The organism is Pseudomonas coleopterorum, assembly GCF_900105555.1.
GTDB classification, from domain to species: Bacteria; Pseudomonadota; Gammaproteobacteria; order Pseudomonadales; family Pseudomonadaceae; genus Aquipseudomonas; species Aquipseudomonas coleopterorum.
Map to the genome: position 1 here is coordinate 1,377,712 of NZ_FNTZ01000001.1, position 21,726 is coordinate 1,399,437.

The window sequence follows — 21,726 nt, forward strand, 5'->3', positions numbered from 1 at the left end:
CAGCCGCAGCCTGCGCTCACTGAGCAGCAGGGGTCGTGGCTCGAACGGCTGATCTTCGATCACCGTCCCGCCGTCATTGCCCTGTGCCTGCTGATCAGTCTCGTGCTGTGCTGGCAGGCCATTTCGATTCGCCCGGCCACCAGCTTCGAAAAGATGATCCCGCTGCAGCACCCGTTCATCGAGAACATGCTCGCCCACCGCGACGATCTCGCCCACCTGGGCAACAGCGTACGCATCGCGGTGCAAACCACCGACGGTGACATTTTCAGCGCGGCCTACATGGAAACCCTGCGCCAGCTTCACGACGAAGTGTTCTACCTGCCAGGTGTGGACCGTGCCGGCTTGAAGTCGCTGTGGAGCCCCAGCGTGCGGTGGACCGAGGTCACCGAGGAGGGCTTCGCCGGCGGCGAGGTGATCCCGCAACGCTACGACGGCACGGCGGCGAGCCTGGAGGCGCTGCGCAGCAACGTGCTGCGCTCGGGGCAGGTCGGCCGCTTGGTGGCCAACGATTTTCGTTCGAGCATCATCGAGGTGCCGCTGCTTGAACGCTATCCTGATCCGCAACGTCCCGGCAGGTTGCTGACACTCGATTACCAGCAGTTTTCCCATCAGCTCGAAGATCGCATTCGCAAGCAGTTCCAGGCGCGCAATCCGCAAATCAAGGTGCACATCGTCGGCTTTGCCAAGAAGGTGGGTGATCTGATCGATGGCCTGATGAAAGTGGCCGCGTTCTTCGCCGTGGCCGTGCTCATCACGACGCTCCTGCTCTACGCATTCACCCGCTGCGTGCGCAGCACCGTGGCCGTGTTGACCGCGACCCTGGTGGCCGTGGTCTGGCAAGTGGGCCTGATGCACGCGATCGGTTTCGGGATCGATCCGTATTCGATGCTGGTGCCGTTTCTGATCTTCGCCATCGGCATCTCCCACGGGGTGCAGAAGATCAACGGAATCGCCCTGCACGCGAGCACTGCCGATGACGCGCTGGTGGCCGCGCGAAGGACCTTTCGGCAGCTGTTCCTGCCCGGCATGGTCGCCATCCTGGCCGACGCGGTGGGTTTCATCGCCTTGCTGGTCATCGACATCGGCGTCATCCGCGAGCTGGCAATCGGTGCCTCGATAGGCGTCGCGGTGATCGTCTTCACCAACCTGATCCTGCTGCCCGTGGTCATTTCCTACATCGGCATGCGGCCACGCGCAGTGGCCGACAGTGTGCGCGAGCAGGCTTTCTGGCGCGCCTTTTCACGCGTGGCCAGCCCGCGCGCGGCAGCGGTCTCGATCGCCGTGGCATTGCTGGCGGGCGCCGCAGGCCTGTGGTACGGCCAGAACCTGCAGATCGGCGATCTCGATCAGGGCGCGCCCGAACTGCGTCCCGATTCGCGCTACAACAGCGACAACCGGTTCATCATCGAGCACTACGCCACCCGCGCCGACGTGCTGGTGGTGATGGTCAAGACGCCGGTCGAAGGCTGCTCGACCTACCCGACGATGGCGGCCATCGACGACCTGATGTGGAGCCTGGACAACATCCCCGGGGTGCAGTCGACGGTTTCCCTGGTCAGTGTGGCGCGGCAGACGATCAAGGGCATGAACGAGGGCAACCTCAAGTGGGAAACGCTGAGCCGCAACGCGGCCGTGCTCAACAGTGCCGTCGCACGGGCAGAGGGTCTGTACAACGCCGACTGTTCGCTGGCGCCGATCCTGATCTATCTCGACGATCACAAGGCCCTCACCCTGGAGCGCGTGGTGGACGCGGTCCAGGCGTTCGCTGCGGAACATGATCGCGACGACCTGCAGTTCCTGCTGGGCGCCGGCAATGCCGGAGTCGAGGCGGCGACCAACCAGGTGATCCAGGCCCGTGAGCCGCAGGTCCTGATGCTGGTCTACCTGTGCGTCGCGGTCATGTCCCTGCTGATCTTTCGTTCCCTCGCCGCGACCCTGTGCATCGTCCTGCCGCTGATGCTGACGTCGGTGCTGGGCAACGCGTTGATGGCGTTCATGGGGATCGGCGTGAAAGTCGCAACCTTGCCGGTGATCGCCCTGGGAGTGGGCATCGGCGTGGACTACGGCATCTACCTCTACAGTCGTCTGGCCAGCCACCTGCGCGCCGGACTGCCGCTGCAGCAGGCCTATTGCCAGACGTTGCGATCTACCGGGCGAGCGGTCCTGTTCACCGGGCTGTGCCTGGCTTGCGGGGTGGTGACCTGGGTGTTCTCGGACATCAGGTTCCAGGCCGACATGGGCCTGATGCTGACCTTCATGCTGCTGTGGAACATGCTTGGCGCCTTGTGGTTGTTGCCGGCACTGGCGTGGCTGCTGGTCCGGCCTACAACGCTTCGGCCCGCCCCAGCACCACACTGAGGGCATTGCGTGCGTCGTCCAGCTGGACCAGCGTGGCATGCCGGGCCCCCAAAGCGTCGCGGTTCTCGATGGCGGTAAGGATCGCCTTGTGCCGCGGCAGGGCCAGCTCGTGCAGGTTGGGCCGCTGGTTGGAATGACGCAGGGCCTCGCGCAGGGCCAGCGACAGCATGTTGCACAGGTGCGCGAGCAGGTCGTTGTGGGTGGCGTCGGCAATGCGGCTGTGGAAATCCAGATCGGGCTGCAGCACGTCGTCGACCGATCCGGCCGCTTCCATGCGCTGGTAGGCCTCGCCGATCGATGCGACTTCGGCGTCGGTGGCATGCTGGGCCGCCAGCGCCGCTGCCGCCGGTTCGATGATGGTGCGCACGCTGGTCAACAGGGCGAAGAATTCGTTCTGCGGCGTGCTTTGCATGACCCAATGCAGGACGTCCGGGTCGAGCATGTGCCATTCACGGCGCGGCTTGACCACCGAGCCCACCCGCGGCTTGGAATACACCAGACCCTTGGCCACCAGGACCCGGGTGGCTTCGCGCAGCACCGGGCGGCTGACCGCATACTCTTCACACAGCAGGGCTTCGGCGGGCAGGCGGTCGTCGGGCTTGAAGCGACCGGAGACGATTTGCATCCCCAGTTCCTGGACGATCCGCGAGTGCATGCTTTTGCGATCTGAAGGCTTGCGATAATCCATGGGGCGCGTTTGGTCCTTGGGGCAGGTAATGCGCGATGATAGCACCTGCGCGCCAAGTATTCGGGCGGGGTGTCAGAGCCCTTGTTGCAGGTTCTTGCGCAACGACAGCAGGCTGGCCTGCAAGGCGCGCAACTCCGCGCTGCTGTGGCAACTGGCCTTGACGATGTTCAGCGGCACGGACTCGGCCTGGTCGCGCAGGGCCCGGCCCTGGGGCGTCAGCTCGACGATGACCACGCGTTCGTCATCCTTGCTGCGGGTACGGCTGAGCAGGCCTTCGGCTTCCAGGCGTTTGAGCAGGGGTGTCAGCGAGCCGGGGTCGGTCAGCAACCGGGTACTGATTTCGCCCACGGTCATGCCGTCTCGTTCCCACAGCACCATCATGGTCAGGTACTGCGGGTAGGTCAGGCCCAGCGCTTGCAGCAGGGGTTTGTACACCTTGGTCATCAACAGCGATGTCGAGTACAACGAGAAGCACAGCTGATTATCCAGCAGCAGGCTGTCGTCCGCGGTGACTGCCCTGTCATGAGTGGATTCGGTGTTCATGCTGATCCTTTTTCCAATGGTGCGAGAGCATTGCGCGATTCGCCGATGGCAGGGCTGGCGGCTCGCTCGTTCCGTGATGAGGCTGCTGTTGATTTCGAGCTACAAACATCGCCCATAGTTCGTTCGAGGTTGTGCCCCAGGTGCATACCCATCGACGGCGGTCACACTGGTAGGATGCACGGCTTGAGGGTGCACCCCCGGATAGAGAGAGGCGGTATGTTCGAAACATTGCTCTACATTGCACTGGGTGCGGCGATGGGCACGCTGGGCGGCGTGTTCGGCATCGGCGGCGGCCTGATCGCGATTCCGGCCCTGGGCCTGCTGTTCGGCGTGGACCAGCAACTGGCGCAGGGCACGTCGCTGGTGATGGTTGTGCCCAACGTGCTCCTGGCAATGTGGCGCTATCACCAGCGTCGTCCCATTCCCTGGCGGCACGCCTTGCCCCTGGCCTTGGGTGGTCTGGTCTGCGCCTGGCTCGCCTCGATGCTCGCGTCCGGGCTGGACCCGGCATCGATGCGGGTGGGCTTCGTGGCATTCCTGTTGGCGCTGGTGGTCTACAACATCGCGCAGATGTTCCTGCGGCCGGTCAGTGGCACGGGCGAGATGCGTCATGCGTGGCCATGGCTGGGGGTGCTGGGCGGCTTTTCCGGGGTGATCGGCGGCTTCTTCGGCGTCGGTGGCGCCGTGCTGGCCACGCCGGTGCTGACCAGCGTGTTCGGCACCACCCAGATCATGGCCCAGGGCCTGTCGCTGGCCCTGGCTGCGCCGAGTACCAGCGTGACCCTGCTGACCTACGCGGTGCACGATCACGTCGACTGGGCCATGGGCATACCGATGGCCGTGGGCGGCCTGCTGAGCATCAGTTGGGGCGTGAAGATCGCTTACAGCCTGTCGGAAAAAGTCCTGCGTGGCAGCTTTTGCGTGTTCCTGCTGCTCTGCGCGGTTCTGCTGCTGTTCAAGGTTTAGTGTTCAGGGTCTAGCTCGAATCGACCGCACGGGGTGCCCGGTTTCGGTGGATTAATGCCACAATCGGCGCTTCAATTCGCCGCGACGAGCCCTCAGGTGGAAGACCAAGACACCCTGCAACCCCGCGAACGCACCGAGCACGTACTGGCCGAGGTGCACGACGCCTGGGGCATGATCCGCGTGCTGGAAGTGGCGGACTACCGTTTCCTGGAGTTCGGTGACGCCATCGAGCAGAGCTGCACCTTCACTGCCGACCCCAGCTGGCTGGAGTACGACTACACGCGGGCCATGCTGGTGGGCGCGCTGTGCCATGCCGAACCCGAAAGCGCCCTGTTCCTGGGCCTCGGCGCAGGCACGTTGACCCAGGCCTGCCTCAAGTTCCTGCCACTCGAAGACGTCGAATGCATCGAACTGCGCCCCGACGTGCCCCGACTGGCCATCGAATACATGGGCCTGGAAGACGATCCCAGGCTGTACATCCGGGTCGGCGACGCCCTGGAACTGCTGCCCAGCGCCGAAACCGCCGATTTGATCTTCGTCGACCTGTATACCGATCACGGCCCGGCGCCCGCACATCTGGCCTGGCGCTTTCTCGAACAGTGCCAGCAGCGCCTGAACCCGCACGGTTGGCTGATCATCAACCAGTGGGCCGGCAACGATGGCAAGCCGCTCGGCGCTGCGTTGCTGCGCGGGCTCTATCAGCGCCACTACTGGGAGCTGCCGGTGAAGGAGGGCAACGTGATCGTCATGGTACCGGCCGATATCGAGCAGCAACTGGACCAGCCCGGTCTGCGCCAGCGTGCCGAAGCCCTGGCGCCCCAGTTGGGCTATTCCCTGCAGAGCCTGATCGACCTGATCCGCCCGGCGACCTGAGACGCCGCGTCGACTCGATGCCCCCTGCTACTGGCCGACGAACACGGCAGGGCGCCGCTGCTGCATCGCCGCCAGGCCCTCGCGCGCGTCCTCGCTGGCGAACAGCCGTCCCGTGGTCGCTGCCAATTGGCGGCTGGCGGCCACTTCACCTTCGCTGATCGCCAGGCGCGCCGACGCCAGGGTCGCCTGCACGCCCAACGGCGCCTGCCGGGCAATCCGCTGGGCCAGGGCGAGCGCGTTGGGCAGCAGGTCCTCACTGGCCATGACTTCCTGCACCAGGCCCAGGCGCAGCGCCTCGTGAGCATCGAACTCATCGCCAGTGAGCAGCCAGCGCATCGCATTGCCCCAGCCGGCGATCTGTTGCAGGCGCAAGGTGGCGCCGCCGAACGGGAACAGCCCGCGCTGCACCTCCATCTGGGCAAAGCGGGTATTGCTGGCGCACAGGTTGATGTCGGCTGCGAGCATCAGCTCGATGCCCACGGTGAGGCAGTATCCCTGCGCCGCGACGATCACCGGTTTGCTGACTACCGGCCCCCCGGACACCCGCCAGGGATCGCAGCCGCCGGGCGGTACCTGCCAACCCTGGCTCAGACGCGTGCTCACCGCCGTCAGATCCAGCCCCGCGGTGAAATGCTCACCGTGGCAATACACCAGCGCCACCCGCGCCATCGGCTCGCGCTCGAACGCGCCGTAGGCCAGGCTCAGGGCATCGAGCATGGGCAGGTCGAACGCATTGCGTTTGGCAGGGCGGTCAAGGCCGATGAGCATGACGTGCTCGCGCAGCTCGCAGCTGACCTTGCCGGGGCAGGGGGTGGGCATGACGGCGTTCTCCGAAGGTTTTGGATGAAAGGTTTCAGCCGCCGCACCTGCGCAGGCGCCTTCGCTAAAATAGACCGTGATGCGGATTCGCGCAAAGCCCGCGTGGCTCTGCCGTGCATGCGGCACCAAGGTACAAAAAAGTCTCACCTTGCGGCCGTTTTCAGGTATAGTGCGCGCCGGTCTTTAACCAGGCCACGTTTAGGTAGCGCAATCCCCCGAAGACAGCTTCGGCTGCACGTCCGTTCCGCGGACTCTCCCTAACGATTCTTTCATTCAATCGTTTTCGCAAATCCCCGCCGACAAAGCTGCCAGGGTGACTCTCGAGTCTTACAAGGCATGCGCAGCTTTGGAGCATGGGTCTTTGCGGATGCACTTAGAGGCAGACCCATGACCCAGGAAACCGGCGGCTTCGCCGCTCTCGAACTTCATCCGAACATTGTTGCTGCTGTAGTCGCTACCGGCTACGAAGAGCCTTCGGCTATCCAGCAACAATCGATCCCGATCATTCTCGCCGGTCATGACATGATCGGCCAGGCGCAGACAGGCACCGGTAAAACCGCCGCCTTCGCTCTGCCGATCCTGCATCGTATCGACCCGAGCAAGCGCGAGCCGCAAGCCCTGATCCTGGCGCCAACCCGTGAGTTGGCGCTACAAGTAGCCACTGCATTCGAAACCTACGCCAAGCAGATGCCTGGCGTTACCGTAGTGGCCGTGTACGGCGGTGCCCCGATGGGCCCGCAATTGAAAGCCATCCGCAACGGCGCGCAAATCGTCGTCGCTACCCCCGGCCGTCTCTGCGACCACCTGCGTCGCGACGAGAAAGTCCTCGCCACGGTGAACCACCTGGTGCTCGACGAAGCCGACGAAATGCTCAAGCTGGGCTTCATGGATGACTTGGAAGTCATCTTCAAGGCCATGCCCGAGACTCGCCAGACCGTACTGTTCTCGGCAACTTTGCCGCAGTCGATCCGCGCCATTGCCGAGCGTCATCTCAAAGACCCCAAGCACGTCAAGATCCAGACCAAGACTCAGACCGTCACCGCGATCGAGCAGGCTCACCTGCTGGTTCACGCCGACCAGAAGACCTCGGCTGTCCTGCGCCTGCTGGAAGTCGAAGAGTTCGATGCACTGATCGCCTTCGTGCGCACCAAGCAAGCCACCCTCGACCTGGCCAGCGCCCTTGAAGCCAAAGGCTACAAGGCTGCGGCACTCAACGGTGACATCGCCCAGAACCAGCGCGAGCGCGTCATCGACTCGCTCAAGGATGGTCGCCTGGACATCGTCGTCGCCACCGACGTCGCTGCTCGTGGTCTGGACGTACCGCGCATCACTCACGTGTTCAACGTCGACATGCCGTACGACCCCGAGTCCTACGTGCACCGTATCGGCCGTACCGGCCGTGCCGGTCGCGAAGGCCGTGCGCTGCTGCTGGTGACTCCACGTGAGCGTCGCATGCTGCAGGTCATCGAGCGTGTCACCGGCCAGAAGGTCGCTGAAGTTCGCCTGCCAGATGGCCAGGCCGTACTGGATGCGCGCATTCGCAAGCTGACCAACAGCCTCGCGCCGTTGGTGGGCGATGCCGAAAGCACCCACGGCGAGTTGCTGGATCGCTTGACGGCCGACATCGGTTGCAGCCCGCGTGCTTTGGCCGCGGCCCTGCTGCGCAAGGCCACCAATGGCCAGGCGCTGACACTGGATGCCGTCAACAAAGAGCAGCCACTGGTTCCGACCAGCGCTCCACGCGAACGCAGCAGCGGTGATCGTCCTGACCGTGGTGACCGCGAGCGTCGCGCTCCCATGCCACTGGGTGAAGGCCGCGCACGCTGCCGTACTGCCCTGGGTGCTCGTGACGGCATCGCCGCGAAGAACCTGCTGGGCGCCATCCTTAACGAAGGCGGCCTGGCCCGCGAAGCTATCGGTCGCATCCAGGTGCGTGACAGCTTCAGCCTGGTCGAGCTGCCGGAAGAAGGTCTGGAAGGTCTGCTGAGCAAGCTGAAAGACACCCGCGTCGCTGGTAAGCAGTTGAAGCTGCGTCGCTATCGCGAAGACTGATCGCCTATAGTCTTCAGGCATAAAAAATCCCCGACTGGTTCGGGGATTTTTTTTGTCTTGATTGCGGCGCGTTCATCGCCAGGTCGAGCTCGCTCCTGTGGGAGCGGGCTCCGCCCGCGAAGCAGGCACCGCCGATCAATCAGTTCTTGGCAGGCGGCACCTGGGTAGCAGGGGTGGTGCCTGGGGCTACGGGCATGCTCGAGTCGGACTTGGTCGCTTCCTGAGCTGCAGCCTTGTTCGATTCGGCAGCCGCTTCGTTGGCCTTGGCGTTTTCCTTGGCGGCGTCGTTCATTTTTTCTTGAGCTGAGTCCATTTTTTCCTGCGCTTCCTGACGATGCTCTGCAGCGTCCTGAGCCTTGTCTTCGGATTTCTTGTCGCAAGCGGCCAGACCAAGGGTGGCAGCCAGCATCAGGGAGTAAGCGAGTGTCTTGCGCATGGTGTTTCTCCTTATTGGGTATCTACGAGGCTAAGAGGGTGTGCCTTGGATATAAGTTCCGTCGTTGAGGTTATATATAAGTATCAGATCGCAATGAGGTTTTTCCGCAGCCGTGCTGTACCGTTCAAGCACTCGTCCGGTTTTCACGCTGGCCCTGGGTGAAAGAAGCCGTTCACAGGTGCTGGCTTACTCGTCTGCCGAAGCCACCCTTGAAATACCGATCGGCGGCCCCATCTCCTTGTCATCCCGCCGCTCATCGGCGGCACCTGCCATCTGATTGGAGTTTGATGACCATGAGTGTGGAAACTCAAAAGGAAACCCTGGGCTTCCAGACCGAGGTGAAGCAACTGCTGCACCTCATGATCCATTCGCTGTATTCCAACAAGGAAATCTTCCTTCGCGAATTGATCTCGAACGCCTCCGACGCCGTCGACAAGCTGCGTTTCGAAGCACTGGCCAAGCCCGAGCTGCTCGAAGGCGGCGGTGAGCTCAAGATCCGCGTCAGCTTCGACAAGGACGCCAAGACCGTCACCCTCGAAGACAACGGTATCGGCATGAACCGTGACGATGTCGTGACCCACCTGGGCACCATCGCCAAGTCCGGCACTGCCGACTTCATGAAGAACCTCACCGGCGATCAGAAGAAGGATTCGCACCTGATCGGTCAGTTCGGCGTGGGCTTCTACTCGGCCTTCATCGTCGCCGACCAGGTCGACGTCTACAGCCGTCGTGCCGGCACCCCGGCCAGCGAAGGTGTGCACTGGTCCTCCAAGGGCGAAGGCGAGTTCGAAGTCGCCAACATAGAGAAGGCCGAGCGCGGTACTCGTATCGTGCTGCACCTGAAAAGCGCCGAAGACGAATTCGCCGACGGCTACCGTCTGCGCAACATCATCAAGAAGTACTCCGACCACATCGCCCTGCCGATCGAGCTGCCCAAGGAAAGCGCGCCGGCCGAAGGCGAAGAGGCCCCGGCGCAGGAGTGGGAAACCGTCAACCGCGCCAGCGCTCTGTGGACCCGTCCTCGTACCGAGATCAAGGACGAGGAATATCAGGAGTTCTACAAGCACGTCGGTCACGACTACGAGAACCCGCTGAGCTGGAGCCACAACAAGGTCGAAGGCAAGCTGGAATACACCTCGCTGCTGTACGTACCGGCCCGTGCACCGTTCGACCTGTACCAGCGCGAAGCTCCGCGTGGCCTCAAGCTGTACGTGCAGCGCGTGTTCGTGATGGATCAGGCCGAATCCTTCCTGCCGTTGTACCTGCGCTTCATCAAGGGTGTGGTCGACTCCAACGACCTGTCCCTGAACGTGTCGCGTGAGATCCTGCAGAAAGACCCGATCATCGACTCGATGAAAACGGCCCTGACCAAGCGTGTTCTCGACATGCTGGAGAAACTGGCCAAGAACGAGCCCGAACAATACAAAGGCTTCTGGAAGAACTTTGGCCAGGTCCTCAAGGAAGGCCCTGCCGAAGATTTCGCCAACAAGGAAAAGATCGCCGGCCTGCTGCGCTTCGCTTCCACCAGCGACGACGGCGGCGAGCAGAGCGTTGGCCTGGCCGACTACCTGGCACGGGTCAAGGAAGGTCAGGACAAGATCTACTACCTGTCCGGCGAGTCCTATGCGCAGGTCAAGAACAGCCCGCACCTGGAGGTCTTCCGCAAGAAAGGCATCGAAGTGCTGCTGCTGACCGATCGCATCGACGAGTGGCTGATGAGCTACCTCACTGAATTCGATGGCAAGGGCTTCGTCGACGTTGCCCGTGGCGACCTCGACCTGGGCAAGCTGGACTCCGAGGAGGACAAGAAAGCCCAGGAAGAAATCGCCAAGGACAAGGAAGGGCTGGTCGAGCGCCTCAAAGCGGCTCTGGGTGATTCCGTCAGCGAAGTGCGGGTTTCCCACCGTCTGACCGATTCGCCGGCGATCCTGGCCATCGGTGAGCAGGACCTGGGCCTGCAGATGCGCCAGATCCTGGAAGCCAGCGGCCAGAAGGTGCCGGATTCCAAGCCGATCTTCGAGTTCAACCCCAATCACCCGCTGATCGCCAAGCTGGACGTGGAGCAGAGCGAAGATCGTTTCGCCGACTTCTCTCACATCCTGTTCGATCAGGCGGCGCTGGCGGCCGGTGACAGCTTGAAAGATCCTGCCGGATACGTGCGGCGGCTGAACAAGCTGCTGGTCGAGTTGTCCGTTTAAGCAGTCCAGGTAAAAGCCCGCTTCGGCGGGCTTTTTCGTTTTCAGTCACGACCTTTTGGGGGTACAAGCATGAGCACATTGACCGTTCAATCCGTGGTCTACCAGATCGACGGGCAGGCGTACGAAAGCCGTCTGGTGTACGACGCCGATATCGTTTCTCCACGTCCGGGGCTGGTGATGGCGCCCAACTGGATGGGTGTCAGCGAGGGTGCCGAGCGCATCGCCCATGCCGTGGCCTCCAAGGGCTACGTCGTGCTGCTGGTGGACTTGTATGGGCAGGGCGTGCGCCCGAGCAACAACGACGAAGCCGCAGCGGCCATGACTCCGCTGAAGAACGACCGTGCCCTGCTGCGCAAGCGTATGCAGGTGGCGTTGCAGCAATTGCACGAGCAACCCCACGCGGCTGTCGATCCCGCACAGTCCGCAGCCTTCGGCTTCTGCTTCGGCGGTTGCTGTGCTCTGGAGCTGGCACGTACCGGCGCAGCGCTCAAGGCCACCGTGTCGTTCCACGGCACCTTGGATACGCCTAACCCAGCCGATGCTCATGACATCAAGGGTTCGGTCCTGGTGCTGCACGGCGACGCCGACCCACTGGTGCCGGCCGAGCAACTGCCTGCGTTCCGTTCCGAAATGAACTCGGCAGGTGTGGACTGGCAGTTGACCAGCTACGGCGGTGCCTACCATTCGTTCACCGACACCGAGGCTAACAACCCAGGTGTGCAGATGTACGATGCCAAGGTCTCGGCGCGCGCTTTCCAGGCCATGCACAACCTGCTCGACGAAGTGTTCCAGGCCTGAGTCAGCATGTGCCTGTGAATGCCTGTTCGCGGCCATTGGCCGCGAATACTCGCCAGTCAAGCCTCCGCCAGATACGTCTCGATATCGATCACCGCGCTGGTCATCAGTTTGTGCACCGGACAATGATCGGCCACCCGGTCCAGGTCATGGCGCTGCGCTTCCGTCAGATTGCCCAGTAGCGTCAGTTTGACCCGCAGGCTGTACTTGCCGGTCGGCTCCTGGCTGTTGTCGCGCTTGACCTCGATGTTCACCCCGGTCAATGGGATGTTTTTGCGCTGCGCATAAAGCTTCAGGGTCAAGGCCTTGCAGGCTCCCAGTGCGGCGTCGAAATAGTCGTGGGGGGAGGGGGCCGAATCTGCGCCACCCAAGGCTTCGAGCAGGTCGGTATGGAATGAGTGGCGGCCATCGATGTCGATGCGGTGGCGAAATCCGTCGCCGGGTTCGGTAGTCACGGTGATAGACATGGAGATCCCTTCGTTTGAGTGCACAAACCACACTGTATAGAGGCTGGTACCACCAAAGGGGTTCAACTGTCGTCAGCCGACCGACTGCAGGCAAAAAAAACGGCGCCCGCAGGCGCCGTTTTTTCGTGAGGCTATGAATCTTACTGGCCGGTCCAGCGCTTGAGCACCAAGGTAGCGTTGGTGCCGCCGAAGCCGAAGCTGTTGCTCATCACGGTGTTGATCTCGACGTTTTCCTGGGTAACAGTCTGCACTGGCAGATCGGCTACGGCAGGGTCCAGTTCGTCGATGTTGGCAGAGCCGGCGATGAAGTTGCCTTCCATCATCAGCATGCAGTAGATCGCTTCGTGCACGCCAGCGGCGCCCAGGGAGTGACCGGACAGGCTCTTGGTCGAGCTGATGGCCGGATACTTGCCAGCGAAGACTTCACGCACACCTTTCATCTCGGCTACGTCGCCCACTGGCGTGGAGGTGCCATGGGTGTTCAGGTAGTCGATCGGGGTGTCGACGGTGGACAGGGCCTGCTGCATGCAGCGGATGGCGCCTTCGCCGCTTGGCGCGACCATGTCGTAGCCATCGGAGGTTGCACCGTAGCCGACGATCTCGGCGTAGATGTGCGCGCCGCGGGCCAGGGCGTGTTCCAGTTCCTCGACCACCACCATGCCACCGCCACCGGCGATGACGAAGCCATCACGGTCGCTGTCGTAGGCGCGCGAAGCTTTCTCGGGCGTGTCGTTGCGCTTGCTGGACAGCGCGCCCATGGCATCGAACAGGAACGACTGGCTCCAGTGCTCCTCTTCACCGCCACCGGCGAACACCACGTCCTGCTTGCCCATCTGGATCTGTTCCATGGCCGTACCGATGCAGTGTGCGCTGGTAGCGCACGCCGAGGCGATGGAGTAGTTCAGGCCCTTGATCTTGAACGGGGTGGCCAGGCAAGCCGATACGGTGCTGCTCATGGTCCGGGTGACACGGTACGGACCGACGCGCTTCACGCCTTTTTCGCGCAGGATGTCGAGTGCTTCCATCTGGTTCAAGGTGGAGGCACCGCCCGAACCTGCGATCAGGCCGGTACGGGGGTTGGAAACCTGCTCTTCGGTCAGGCCGGAATCCTTGATGGCATCCTGCATGGCCAGATAGGCGTACGCGGCGGCATGGCCGACGAAGCGGTACACCTTGCGGTCGATCAATTCTTCCAGATTGAGGTCGATGGAGCCGGAAACCTGGCTACGCAGACCCATTTCGGCATATTCCGGGTTGAAGCGGATGCCAGGGCGGCTTGCCCGCAGGTTTGCGGAGACGGTGTCTTTGTCATTGCCCAGGCACGAAACGATGCCCAGACCAGTGATAACAACGCGGCGCATGCGGATAACCCTTAGAAATTTTCGGTGGATGTAAAGACGCCAACCCGAAGGCCTTCGGCGGTGTAGATCTCGCGACCGTCGACACTGACCGAGCCATCGGCGATGGCCATGTTCAGCTTGCCCTTGAGCACGCGTTTGATATGAATGTTGTAGGTGACCTTCTTGGCGGTCGGCAGAACCTGGCCGAAGAACTTCACTTCGCCCGAACCCAGCGCACGGCCGCGGCCCGGCAGGCCTTGCCAGCCCAGGAAGAAACCGACCAGCTGCCACATGGCATCCAGGCCTAGGCAGCCTGGCATCACCGGATCGCCTTCGAAGTGGCAGGCGAAGAACCACAGGTCCGGGGTGATATCCAGCTCGGCGACCAATTCACCCTTGCCGTACTTGCCACCTTCGGCGCTGATATGGGTGATGCGGTCCACCATCAGCATGTTGGGGGCGGGCAATTGCGCGTTACCTGGGCCGAACAGCTCGCCACGACTGCAGCGCAGCAGATCTTCCCGAGTAAAGGCGTTTTGTTTGGTCATGCGAGCTCCTCAATAGTCCCTGGTGGCAGGGGGCAGATCTTCCCGACCGACCAGAAGGATCAAAGCCTGGGTCGGCAGCCTACACATAGACTATTGCGTTGTAGTGAAAGTCACAGCGCAAGCGATACGGAAGTACACTTGTTCACTGAAATTATAATGCCAGACGACAGGCTTTGTCCGAATGGATGTACAAGACTGCCGCACTTTAACATTTCTTGCCAGCAACGGGCGTTATCTGGAGGGTATCGGGTGGCCATTCAGCGGCGCGTTTTCAGCTCGTCCAGCGCAGCAGTACCTGTTGCAGGTCTGCACGTTTGAACGGTTTGGCCAGGTAATCGTTCATTCCTGCGTCCAGGCAGGTATCGCGGTCGCCCAGCAAGGCGTTGGCGGTCAGGGCGATGATCGGCAACTCGTTGCGGCCGGGAATCTGGCGGATCTGCCGTGAGGCGCCGTAGCCGTCCAGAACCGGCAGGCGGCAGTCCATCAACACCGCTGAATAGACCCGTTCACGCACTTGGTTGACTGCTTCGGCACCGTCGCTCACCACATCGACGTCGTAACCCAGGCTGCGCAGCATGGCCTCTATCACGGTCTGATTGACCGGGTTGTCCTCTACCAGCAGCACACGGTGACCGATCCCGTCGTGATGTTCGCTGACGTTGGGCACCGGTGCCGGACGCGCCAGACTTTGCTGACTCAAGGCCAAAGGCATTTCCAGGGTGAACAGCGAACCTTGACCCTCCTGGCTCTGGGCCCGCAACGTACCGCCCATGCGTTCCGCCAGGGTCCGCGCGATCGGCAGGCCCAGACCGGTTCCGCCGTAGCGTCGCGATATCGAGCTGTCAGCCTGGGCGAAGGCGACGAACATGCTTTCCAGGCGATCTTCGCCAATGCCGATGCCCGTATCGCGCACGGTGCAGGTCAGCCAGATCAACTGGTGGTCGAGCACCTGCCACTGCACGCCGACGTGCACGCCGCCGTCATCGGTGAACTTGAGCGCATTGCCGATCAGATTGACCAGAATCTGCCGGATGCGGGTCGGATCGCCTTCGACCTGCAAGCCCTCGATGCCCTCGGGCAGCGCCAGTTCGAGCACCAGTTTGCGCTGCCGGGCGGTGTGCTGGAAGGCCTGCACGCAACTGGTGATCAGTTCATGCAAGCTGAAGCCGATGTGCTCCAGTTCCATCGCCGCCCGTTCGATGCGGGAAAAATCCAGGATGTCGTTGATGACCTTGAGCAGGTGCTCGGTGGACTCGGTCGCCACTTGGGCGTAATCGCGTTGCTCATCGTTCAGTGCCGTGGTTTCGAGCAACTGCAGCATGCCCAGCACACCGTTCATGGGCGTACGCAGTTCATGGCTCATCATCGCCAGGAAGTCCGACTTGGCGCTGTTGGCGCGCTCGGCCTCTTCACGGGTCTGGATCAGTTGCTGCATGGCCTGATGCTGTTCGTCGCTGGCTTTGGCCAAGGCACTGGCCAGGTTGTTGATGTGCCCGGCCAGGTGGCCCAGCTCGCTGTCATCGACGATCGGCAGCGGCGTGTCGAAGCGGCCCTGGCCGATGGCCTTGACCACCCGGCTCATTTCGCTGATCGGCTGGGCCAGGCTGCGTGCCAGGCGCCGGGCCAGCAGATAGGTGAACAGCAGGGCAAACAGCGCCAGCACGCCCGCCTTGAGCACGATCTCCTGCTGGCGCTGGCTGAAGGCATCGTCGGACATGCCAACGATGACCCGCCCCAGGTAGTCGCCACTGCTGGCGCTCACCAGGTGCTGCTGCACCTGTGCCCGATGGTCCTCGAGGAACGCGCCGCGGATCTGGATCGGCGCCTGGAACACTTCGACGTGGGCCGAGCGATGCTCATCGCCGACACGCCGTTCGACGTAGGCCAGGCGCTGGTCGGTCTGGTCCTGGATCTCCAGGAAGCGTACATGAGGAGTGGCCAGAGTGGCGCCGAGCAAGCCTTCGAGCACTGCGGCATTGTCGGTGACCACACCGTACTCGGAAGCGGGGGCGAGCTGGTTGGCGATCAACTGGCCCGTGTGGTTGAGTTCCTGACGAAGGTCCTGCAGGCGTACGAAGGTGAAGAAGCCGATCAGCAGCAGCGTCAACAGCAGCGCCGGCCCGACGCTGATGATCTGCGTACGCGTATGAATGTCGCGGTTCAGGCGCAACTTCATGTCAGGGCGTGAGGCAATGGGAAAATGGCGAGCACGACAGGACCTGAATCGAGTTGAACAGTCAGGCATGTTAACCGGTCAGAGCGACAATTCCAGTCGTAATGTTGCCGGGGCATGGGCCGGGACTGGTCGAGTCAGGGCGGCTCCGTATAATGTCCCTCATCGCCTTCAACTCGACCAAATGGATGGGATATGACTCAAGAGCAGCCGATAGCCGTGCTGGGAGGAGGTAGTTTCGGCACCGCCGTGGCCAACCTGCTGGCCGAGAACGGCCATTCGGTCCGGCAATGGATGCGTGACCCGGAGCAGGCCGAGGCCATGCGGCTGAACCGGGAAAACCCGCGCTACCTCAAAGGTATAAAGATCCTGCCGGGAGTTACGCCGGTCACCGACCTGCCCGCGACCATCGCCGACAGCGAGCTTATCTTCGTCGCGCTGCCTTCCAGCGCCCTGCGCAGCGTGCTGGCCGTGCACGCCGGGCAACTGACGGGCAAGATGCTGGTCAGCCTGACCAAGGGCATCGAGGCGCAGACCTTCAAGCTGATGAGCGAGATCCTCGAAGACGTCGCGCCGGGCGCGCGTATCGGCGTGCTGTCCGGGCCCAACCTGGCCCGCGAGATCGCCGAGCATGCCTTGACCGCCACCGTGGTGGCGAGCGCCGACGAAGCCCTCTGCGAACGCGTCCAGGCCGTTCTCCATGGGCGCACCTTTCGCGTCTATGCCAGCAGCGACCGCTTCGGCGTCGAACTGGGGGGCGCCCTCAAGAACGTCTACGCGATCATCGCCGGCATGGCCGTGGCGTTGGGCATGGGCGAGAACACCAAGAGCATGCTGATCACCCGCGCGCTCGCCGAGATGACCCGCTTCGCCGTCAGCCAGGGCGCCAACCCCATGACCTTCCTTGGCCTGGCCGGGGTCGGTGACCTCATCGTCACCTGTTCCTCGCCCAAGAGCCGCAACTATCAGGTAGGGTTCGCGCTGGGCGAAGGCCTGAGCCTGGAAGACGCCGTGTCGCGCCTGGGCGAAGTGGCCGAAGGGGTCAACACCCTGAAGGTGCTCAAGGCCAAGGCGCAGGAACTGCAGGTGTACATGCCGCTGGTGGCGGGCCTGCATGCAATCCTTTTCGAAGGGCGTACCCTGAACCAGGTCATCGACCTGCTGATGCGAGCCGAACCCAAGACCGACGTCGACTTCATCTCCACCAGCGGCTTCAACTGAGGAGCAATTCATGAACCGTTCTTTCAACGATCCGGACCGCGAGGCCATCGTACTGCGTGTGCTCTGGATGCTGGTGTTCGTGCTGGTCTGGCAGGTCGCCCAGTTCCTGCTCGGCGCACTGGTGCTGGTGCAGCTGATCTATCGCTTGGTCTATGGCGCGCCGAACGCGGGCATGATGGCCTTCGGCGACAGCCTGAGCCAATACCTGGCCCAGATCGGCCGCTTCGGCAGCTTTCACACCGAACACAAACCCTGGCCGTTTTCCGACTGGCCCACGGCGCGCCCGGCCGACGGCGAAACGGCCCACCCGGCAGGCGCGGGTCGCCCGCTGGCCGATGACGAGCCCAAACCATGAAGCTCTGGGTCCTGCGTCATGGTGAGGCCGTCAGCCATGCCCGCAGCGATGCCGAGCGTGCCCTGACTTCGTTCGGCCAGCAGCAGGCACTGATCAGTGCTGCGCACCTGCACGATCAAGCGCTGGACGCCATCCTTGCCAGCCCCTATGTGCGCGCGCAACAGACCGCAGCCCTGGTCCATGGCGCCCTGCAGGCGGCTCCACCGATACAGACCGTGCCCTGGCTGACGCCCGACAGCGATCCTCTGGCAGTCATCGGCCATCTGGAGGCGCTGGGTCTGGACAATATCCTGCTGGTCAGCCACCAGCCGCTGGTCGGCAACCTCTTGAGCCTGTTGGTGCACGGCAACCTGCGTCATCCCGAGCCCATGCAGACGGCCAGCCTGGCCGAGTTGCACGGCGACTGGCCGCTGGCGGGGCTGATGTCCCTGCAAGTGGTTCGTCATCCTTAACCTGTCAGGAATATACCCATGAGCCTGTGGCGCACCGAACCGGATCTGGAACGCTTGAATGCCGCGCAGAAAAACACCATCGGCGAGTTGCTCGACATCCGCTTCGAAAGCTTCGATGGCCAGTCCCTGACCGCCAGCATGGCGGTCGACGCACGTACCCATCAACCGTTCGGCCTGCTCCACGGCGGCGCCTCGGTGGTGCTGGCCGAAAGCCTGGGGTCCATGGCCAGTTTTCTGTGCATCGATACCGAACGTTTCTACTGTGTCGGCCTGGAGGTCAACGCCAACCATCTGCGCGGGTTGCGCAGCGGCCGCGTGACAGGCGTGGCTCGTGCGGTGCACATAGGCCGTACCACCCACGTATGGGACATCCGCCTTCAAGGCGAGGACGGCAAGCCCAGCTGCATTTCGCGCCTGACGGTGGCCGTTGTGCCGCTGGGGCAGAACCCTCCGGCGCGCTGAGTCGTGACCATGCCGGTCCGCGACATCCGTCTGTCGCTGCCCCATATCGAGCTGGCCGCCCAAGTCTACGGACCCGAAGACGGCAGGCCGGTGCTGGCGCTGCATGGCTGGCTGGACAACGCCAACAGCTTCGCCCGCCTGGCGCCGAAGCTGACCGGGCTGCGCATCGTCGCCCTCGACCTGGCCGGGCACGGATATTCCGGGCATCGCCCGATCGGCGCCGGTTATGCCCTGTGGGATTACGCCCACGACGTGCTGCAGGCAGCCGACCACCTTGGGTGGCAGCGCTTTTCCCTGCTGGGGCATTCGCTGGGCGGGATCGTCGCCACCTTGCTCGCGAGCGCCATGCCCGAGCGAATAGAGCGCCTGGCGCTGATCGACGGCGTGGTGCCGCCGCTGGGCGCTGCCGAGGAGGGGCCACAGCGCCTGGGCGAAGCCCTCCAGGCGCAACAGGCGTTGGCTCATAAGCGCAAATCGGTGTATCCCGACATCGACCGGGGGGTGTCTGCGCGCAGGCACGGGCGTATCGCCGTCAGCCATGAGGCGGCCAAGTTGTTGGCGGCGCGCGGGCTTGAAGCCGTGGCCGGTGGATTCAGCTGGCGCAGCGACAGTCGCCTGACCCTGCCGTCGCCGGTCCGCCTGAGCGAAGAGCAGGCACTGGCGTACGTGCAGGCGATTCGCTGTCCCAGCCTGTTGATCCTCGCGCAGGAGGGCCTGCTGGTGAACAATACCGCGCTGCTGGCCCGGTTGGGGCTCCCTGTGCAGCAGCTGCCCGGAGGCCATCATCTGCACCTGAATGACGACACCGGGGCCGAGCTTGTCGCAGACTGTTTCAATCGCTTTTTTGCGATACCTTGACTTGCAGCGGTCAACTGCCGAGGCTTGTCAGGTTGAAACAGGAGAAGACCCCGATGGAACTCGCTGCTACGCTCGTCTACGGCCCTTTGGCTTTCCACGCCCTGCTGTCCTCATGAACGCCTCCAAGCGGCTGCTGCCGGTACTCGCTGGTTTGCTGTGCACCGCAGCGCTGAGTACCGCCGCGTTCGCGGCCCAGGCGCCGGGGCCGATCGACGCCAAGGTCGTCGACCAGCGCCCTGCGGTCGACAAGGACCGCATCTATCCGTTGGGGTCGCTGCGCAAGATCAGCGGCAAGCTGCGCATGGATGGCCAGGTCAACGCCAAGGGCCAGGTCAGTTCCACCACTTACGAGCTTCCCGAAACCCAGACGGCGGGCCAGGCGTTCAACGACGCGCGCGAAGCCTTGCAGCAGGGTGGGGCGCATACGCTGTACTGGTGTCAGGCGCGCGACTGTGGGGAAAGCAGCTTGTGGGTCAACGATGTCTTCGACGGCGCACGGCTGTCGGGGGCCGACGATCAGCAGGCGTTCGTGCTGCTGCGCCAGGCCGCTCCGGACGACAACACCCTGACCGCCATCTACGCCATCACCCGTGGCAACCGTCGCGCCTATCTGCACGTCGAAACCTTCGTCGCGGATGCGCCGCTGGGTACCTTGCTGCCCACGCCGGCCACGGTGCTGCACGAACTGCGCAGCACCGGCGATCTCGACTATCCCGCCCTTGGCGAAACTCCCGACGACACCTGGGTGGCCTTGCTGGCGCGCAGTCTGCAACTCGACAGCTCGATTCGCGCGAGCGTCTCCGGCGTCTCGCCAGCCTCGGCGGCCGCCTGGCGCGATGCCCTGGTAGCCAAGGGCGTGCGCGCGGCCCGTCTGGAAACCGGAAGCGAGAGCGTCAAGGGGCTGCACCTGGAAATCATTCGTTGAGCCTGTTTCGGCCTCTGGAGCCTGAATGCTGAGTAACGACCGCCTGCTGGTACAGATCGTCTTGCTGGCCTTGCTCGGTGCCTGCCTTTGGGTGTTGGCGCCGTTCTGCTCGGCGTTGCTGTGGGGGGCGATCCTGGCCTATGCCAGTTGGCCGCTGATGCGTCTGCTGACCCGCTGGCTCAACGGCCGCGAGTCGCTGGCCGCAGGCATTCTCACGGGCTGCTGGATGTTACTGGTGGTCTTGCCGCTGGTGTGGCTGGGTTTCAACCTGGCCGACCATGTGCGCGATGCGACGGCCTTCATCCGTGATGTCCAGGTCGATGGGCTACCCGATGCGCCCGATTGGCTGGCGGGCATTCCTCTGGTCGGTGGCAGCCTGGTCGGCCTGTGGAACACCCTCGACGAGCAGGGCGCGGCGCTTCTGGCCAGTGTGCGGCCGTACCTGGGGCAGGTCGGCAATTTCCTGCTGGCCCGCAGCGCGCAGATCGGTGGCGGGATTCTCGAACTTACCCTGAGTCTGGTCTTCGTGTTCTTTTTCTATCGCGACGGGCCGCGGATGGCGGCCTTCGTGCTCAGGCTGCTGGAACGGCTGATCGGCGAACGTGCCGGGTACTACATCGACTTGGTGGCCGCCACGGTGCAACGGGTGGTCAACGGGGTGATCGGCACCGCCGCCGCCCAGGCGATCCTGGCCTTGATCGGCTTTCTCATTGCCGGTGTACCGGGGGCCCTGGTGCTGGGCATCGTCACCTTCCTGCTCAGCCTGATTCCCATGGGACCGCCACTGGCCTGGATCCCGGCCACCGCCTGGCTGGTGTGGCATGGCGACTACGGTTATGCGATTTTCCTCGGGATCTGGGGGACCTTCGTCATCAGTGGCGTGGACAACGTGCTCAAGCCCTACCTGATCAGTCGCGGCGGCAACCTGCCTCTGGTGATCGTGCTGCTGGGGGTGTTCGGCGGGCTGCTGGCGTTCGGCTTCATCGGCCTGTTCATCGGCCCCACCTTGCTGGCAGTGGCCTACAGCCTGTTGCATGACTGGACCCACACCGAACACAAACCGCTCTAGGCTCTGTGCGAAAAGCCTTGATACTCGGTGATGCTGCGTTGAAAACAGCCTCGGAATGCTCATTTACATCCCGTAAATTCCGCTTCCTCGGCTGTTTTCGCCTTTCTTGACCTTCGTCTCAAGACTTT

The 21,726-nt window shown here is 63.2% G+C and carries 21 protein-coding genes; 13 read left to right on the top strand and 8 right to left on the bottom strand.

Annotated elements, in window-relative coordinates:
- Window positions 1-48: 48 nt before the first annotated feature.
- Entirely contained in the window at window positions 49-2,358 is a 2,310-nt protein-coding gene (locus BLV18_RS06145) for an efflux RND transporter permease subunit (RefSeq protein WP_425272644.1), read from the top strand.
- Here BLV18_RS06145 and BLV18_RS06150 read toward each other — a convergent pair.
- Both BLV18_RS06150 and BLV18_RS06155 read right to left on the bottom strand, forming a co-directional pair.
- Window positions 2,324-3,046, bottom strand: a complete 723-nt coding sequence (locus BLV18_RS06150; protein WP_049861022.1) for a FadR/GntR family transcriptional regulator — start codon at window positions 3,044-3,046, stop codon at window positions 2,324-2,326. The two genes, BLV18_RS06145 and BLV18_RS06150, sit on opposite strands and share 35 nt — an antisense overlap.
- Before the next feature lie 72 nt (window positions 3,047-3,118).
- Window positions 3,119-3,589, bottom strand: coding sequence for a MarR family winged helix-turn-helix transcriptional regulator (locus BLV18_RS06155; RefSeq protein WP_049861021.1), 471 nt, complete (start codon window positions 3,587-3,589; stop codon window positions 3,119-3,121).
- A 216-nt stretch (window positions 3,590-3,805) separates the two neighbouring features.
- On the opposite strand from BLV18_RS06155, the gene BLV18_RS06160 reads away from it, so the two are divergent.
- Both BLV18_RS06160 and BLV18_RS06165 read left to right on the top strand, forming a co-directional pair.
- Window positions 3,806-4,555 carry a sulfite exporter TauE/SafE family protein gene (locus tag BLV18_RS06160; protein ID WP_090357025.1) on the top strand — a complete coding sequence of 250 codons (750 nt, stop codon included), beginning with the start codon at window positions 3,806-3,808 and terminating at the stop codon, window positions 4,553-4,555.
- A gap of 171 nt (window positions 4,556-4,726) precedes the next feature.
- On the top strand, window positions 4,727-5,428 hold the full coding sequence (locus tag BLV18_RS06165) for a spermidine synthase (RefSeq protein WP_090362053.1): 702 nt from the start codon (window positions 4,727-4,729) through the stop codon (window positions 5,426-5,428).
- A 27-nt stretch (window positions 5,429-5,455) separates the two neighbouring features.
- Here the strand turns inward: BLV18_RS06165 and BLV18_RS06170 are convergent, their stop codons facing one another.
- Window positions 5,456-6,247, bottom strand: coding sequence for a crotonase/enoyl-CoA hydratase family protein (locus tag BLV18_RS06170; RefSeq protein ID WP_090357027.1), 792 nt, complete (start codon window positions 6,245-6,247; stop codon window positions 5,456-5,458).
- Between the two features lie 387 nt (window positions 6,248-6,634).
- Here BLV18_RS06170 and BLV18_RS06175 point away from each other — a divergent pair, with 387 nt between their 5' ends.
- A complete protein-coding gene (locus BLV18_RS06175) occupies window positions 6,635-8,299 on the top strand; it encodes a DEAD/DEAH box helicase (RefSeq protein WP_049861018.1) in 1,665 nt (554 codons plus the stop codon).
- 139 nt (window positions 8,300-8,438) lie between these two features.
- Here the strand turns inward: BLV18_RS06175 and BLV18_RS06180 are convergent, their stop codons facing one another.
- The gene (locus tag BLV18_RS06180) at window positions 8,439-8,735 is read right to left on the bottom strand and encodes a hypothetical protein (RefSeq protein ID WP_049861017.1); all 297 of its coding nucleotides are present in this window, start codon (window positions 8,733-8,735) and stop codon (window positions 8,439-8,441) included.
- Window positions 8,736-9,028: 293 nt separating this feature from the next.
- Here BLV18_RS06180 and htpG point away from each other — a divergent pair, with 293 nt between their 5' ends.
- Both htpG and BLV18_RS06190 read left to right on the top strand, forming a co-directional pair.
- Window positions 9,029-10,933, top strand: coding sequence for a molecular chaperone HtpG (gene htpG, locus BLV18_RS06185; RefSeq protein WP_090362056.1), 1,905 nt, complete (start codon window positions 9,029-9,031; stop codon window positions 10,931-10,933).
- Between the two features lie 69 nt (window positions 10,934-11,002).
- The gene (locus BLV18_RS06190; RefSeq protein WP_049861016.1) at window positions 11,003-11,731 is read left to right on the top strand and encodes a dienelactone hydrolase family protein; all 729 of its coding nucleotides are present in this window, start codon (window positions 11,003-11,005) and stop codon (window positions 11,729-11,731) included.
- A 56-nt stretch (window positions 11,732-11,787) separates the two neighbouring features.
- On the opposite strand, the gene BLV18_RS06195 is transcribed toward BLV18_RS06190, so the two are convergent.
- From BLV18_RS06195 to BLV18_RS06210, 4 genes are all read right to left on the bottom strand, one after another.
- A complete protein-coding gene (locus BLV18_RS06195) occupies window positions 11,788-12,195 on the bottom strand; it encodes an OsmC family protein (RefSeq protein WP_056843226.1) in 408 nt (135 codons plus the stop codon).
- 140 nt (window positions 12,196-12,335) lie between these two features.
- Complete coding sequence (gene fabB / locus BLV18_RS06200; RefSeq protein ID WP_049861014.1) at window positions 12,336-13,556, bottom strand: beta-ketoacyl-ACP synthase I; 1,221 nt, start codon at window positions 13,554-13,556, stop codon at window positions 12,336-12,338.
- 11 nt (window positions 13,557-13,567) lie between these two features.
- A complete protein-coding gene (gene fabA / locus BLV18_RS06205) occupies window positions 13,568-14,083 on the bottom strand; it encodes a 3-hydroxyacyl-[acyl-carrier-protein] dehydratase FabA (protein WP_090357029.1) in 516 nt (171 codons plus the stop codon).
- Window positions 14,084-14,354: 271 nt separating this feature from the next.
- Entirely contained in the window at window positions 14,355-16,259 is a 1,905-nt protein-coding gene (locus BLV18_RS06210) for an ATP-binding protein (RefSeq protein WP_090357031.1), read from the bottom strand.
- A gap of 192 nt (window positions 16,260-16,451) precedes the next feature.
- On the opposite strand from BLV18_RS06210, the gene BLV18_RS06215 reads away from it, so the two are divergent.
- From BLV18_RS06215 to BLV18_RS06245, 7 genes are all read left to right on the top strand, one after another.
- Window positions 16,452-17,477: an NAD(P)H-dependent glycerol-3-phosphate dehydrogenase gene (locus BLV18_RS06215; protein ID WP_090357033.1), complete on the top strand. Its 1,026-nt coding sequence runs from the start codon at window positions 16,452-16,454 to the stop codon at window positions 17,475-17,477.
- Window positions 17,478-17,487: 10 nt separating this feature from the next.
- Window positions 17,488-17,832: a DUF4389 domain-containing protein gene (locus BLV18_RS06220; RefSeq protein WP_090357037.1), complete on the top strand. Its 345-nt coding sequence runs from the start codon at window positions 17,488-17,490 to the stop codon at window positions 17,830-17,832.
- Window positions 17,829-18,284, top strand: a complete 456-nt coding sequence (gene sixA, locus BLV18_RS06225) for a phosphohistidine phosphatase SixA (protein ID WP_090357039.1) — start codon at window positions 17,829-17,831, stop codon at window positions 18,282-18,284. The genes BLV18_RS06220 and sixA overlap by 4 nt, the downstream gene beginning before the upstream one ends.
- Window positions 18,285-18,302: 18 nt before the next feature.
- A complete protein-coding gene (locus tag BLV18_RS06230; RefSeq protein ID WP_090357041.1) occupies window positions 18,303-18,746 on the top strand; it encodes a hotdog fold thioesterase in 444 nt (147 codons plus the stop codon).
- A gap of 3 nt (window positions 18,747-18,749) precedes the next feature.
- A complete protein-coding gene (locus BLV18_RS06235; protein ID WP_090357043.1) occupies window positions 18,750-19,604 on the top strand; it encodes an alpha/beta fold hydrolase in 855 nt (284 codons plus the stop codon).
- A gap of 112 nt (window positions 19,605-19,716) precedes the next feature.
- Window positions 19,717-20,529, top strand: a complete 813-nt coding sequence (locus tag BLV18_RS06240; protein ID WP_090357045.1) for a DUF4892 domain-containing protein — start codon at window positions 19,717-19,719, stop codon at window positions 20,527-20,529.
- A 25-nt stretch (window positions 20,530-20,554) separates the two neighbouring features.
- Window positions 20,555-21,598, top strand: coding sequence for an AI-2E family transporter (locus BLV18_RS06245; RefSeq protein ID WP_049861005.1), 1,044 nt, complete (start codon window positions 20,555-20,557; stop codon window positions 21,596-21,598).
- Window positions 21,599-21,726 lie beyond the last annotated feature (128 nt).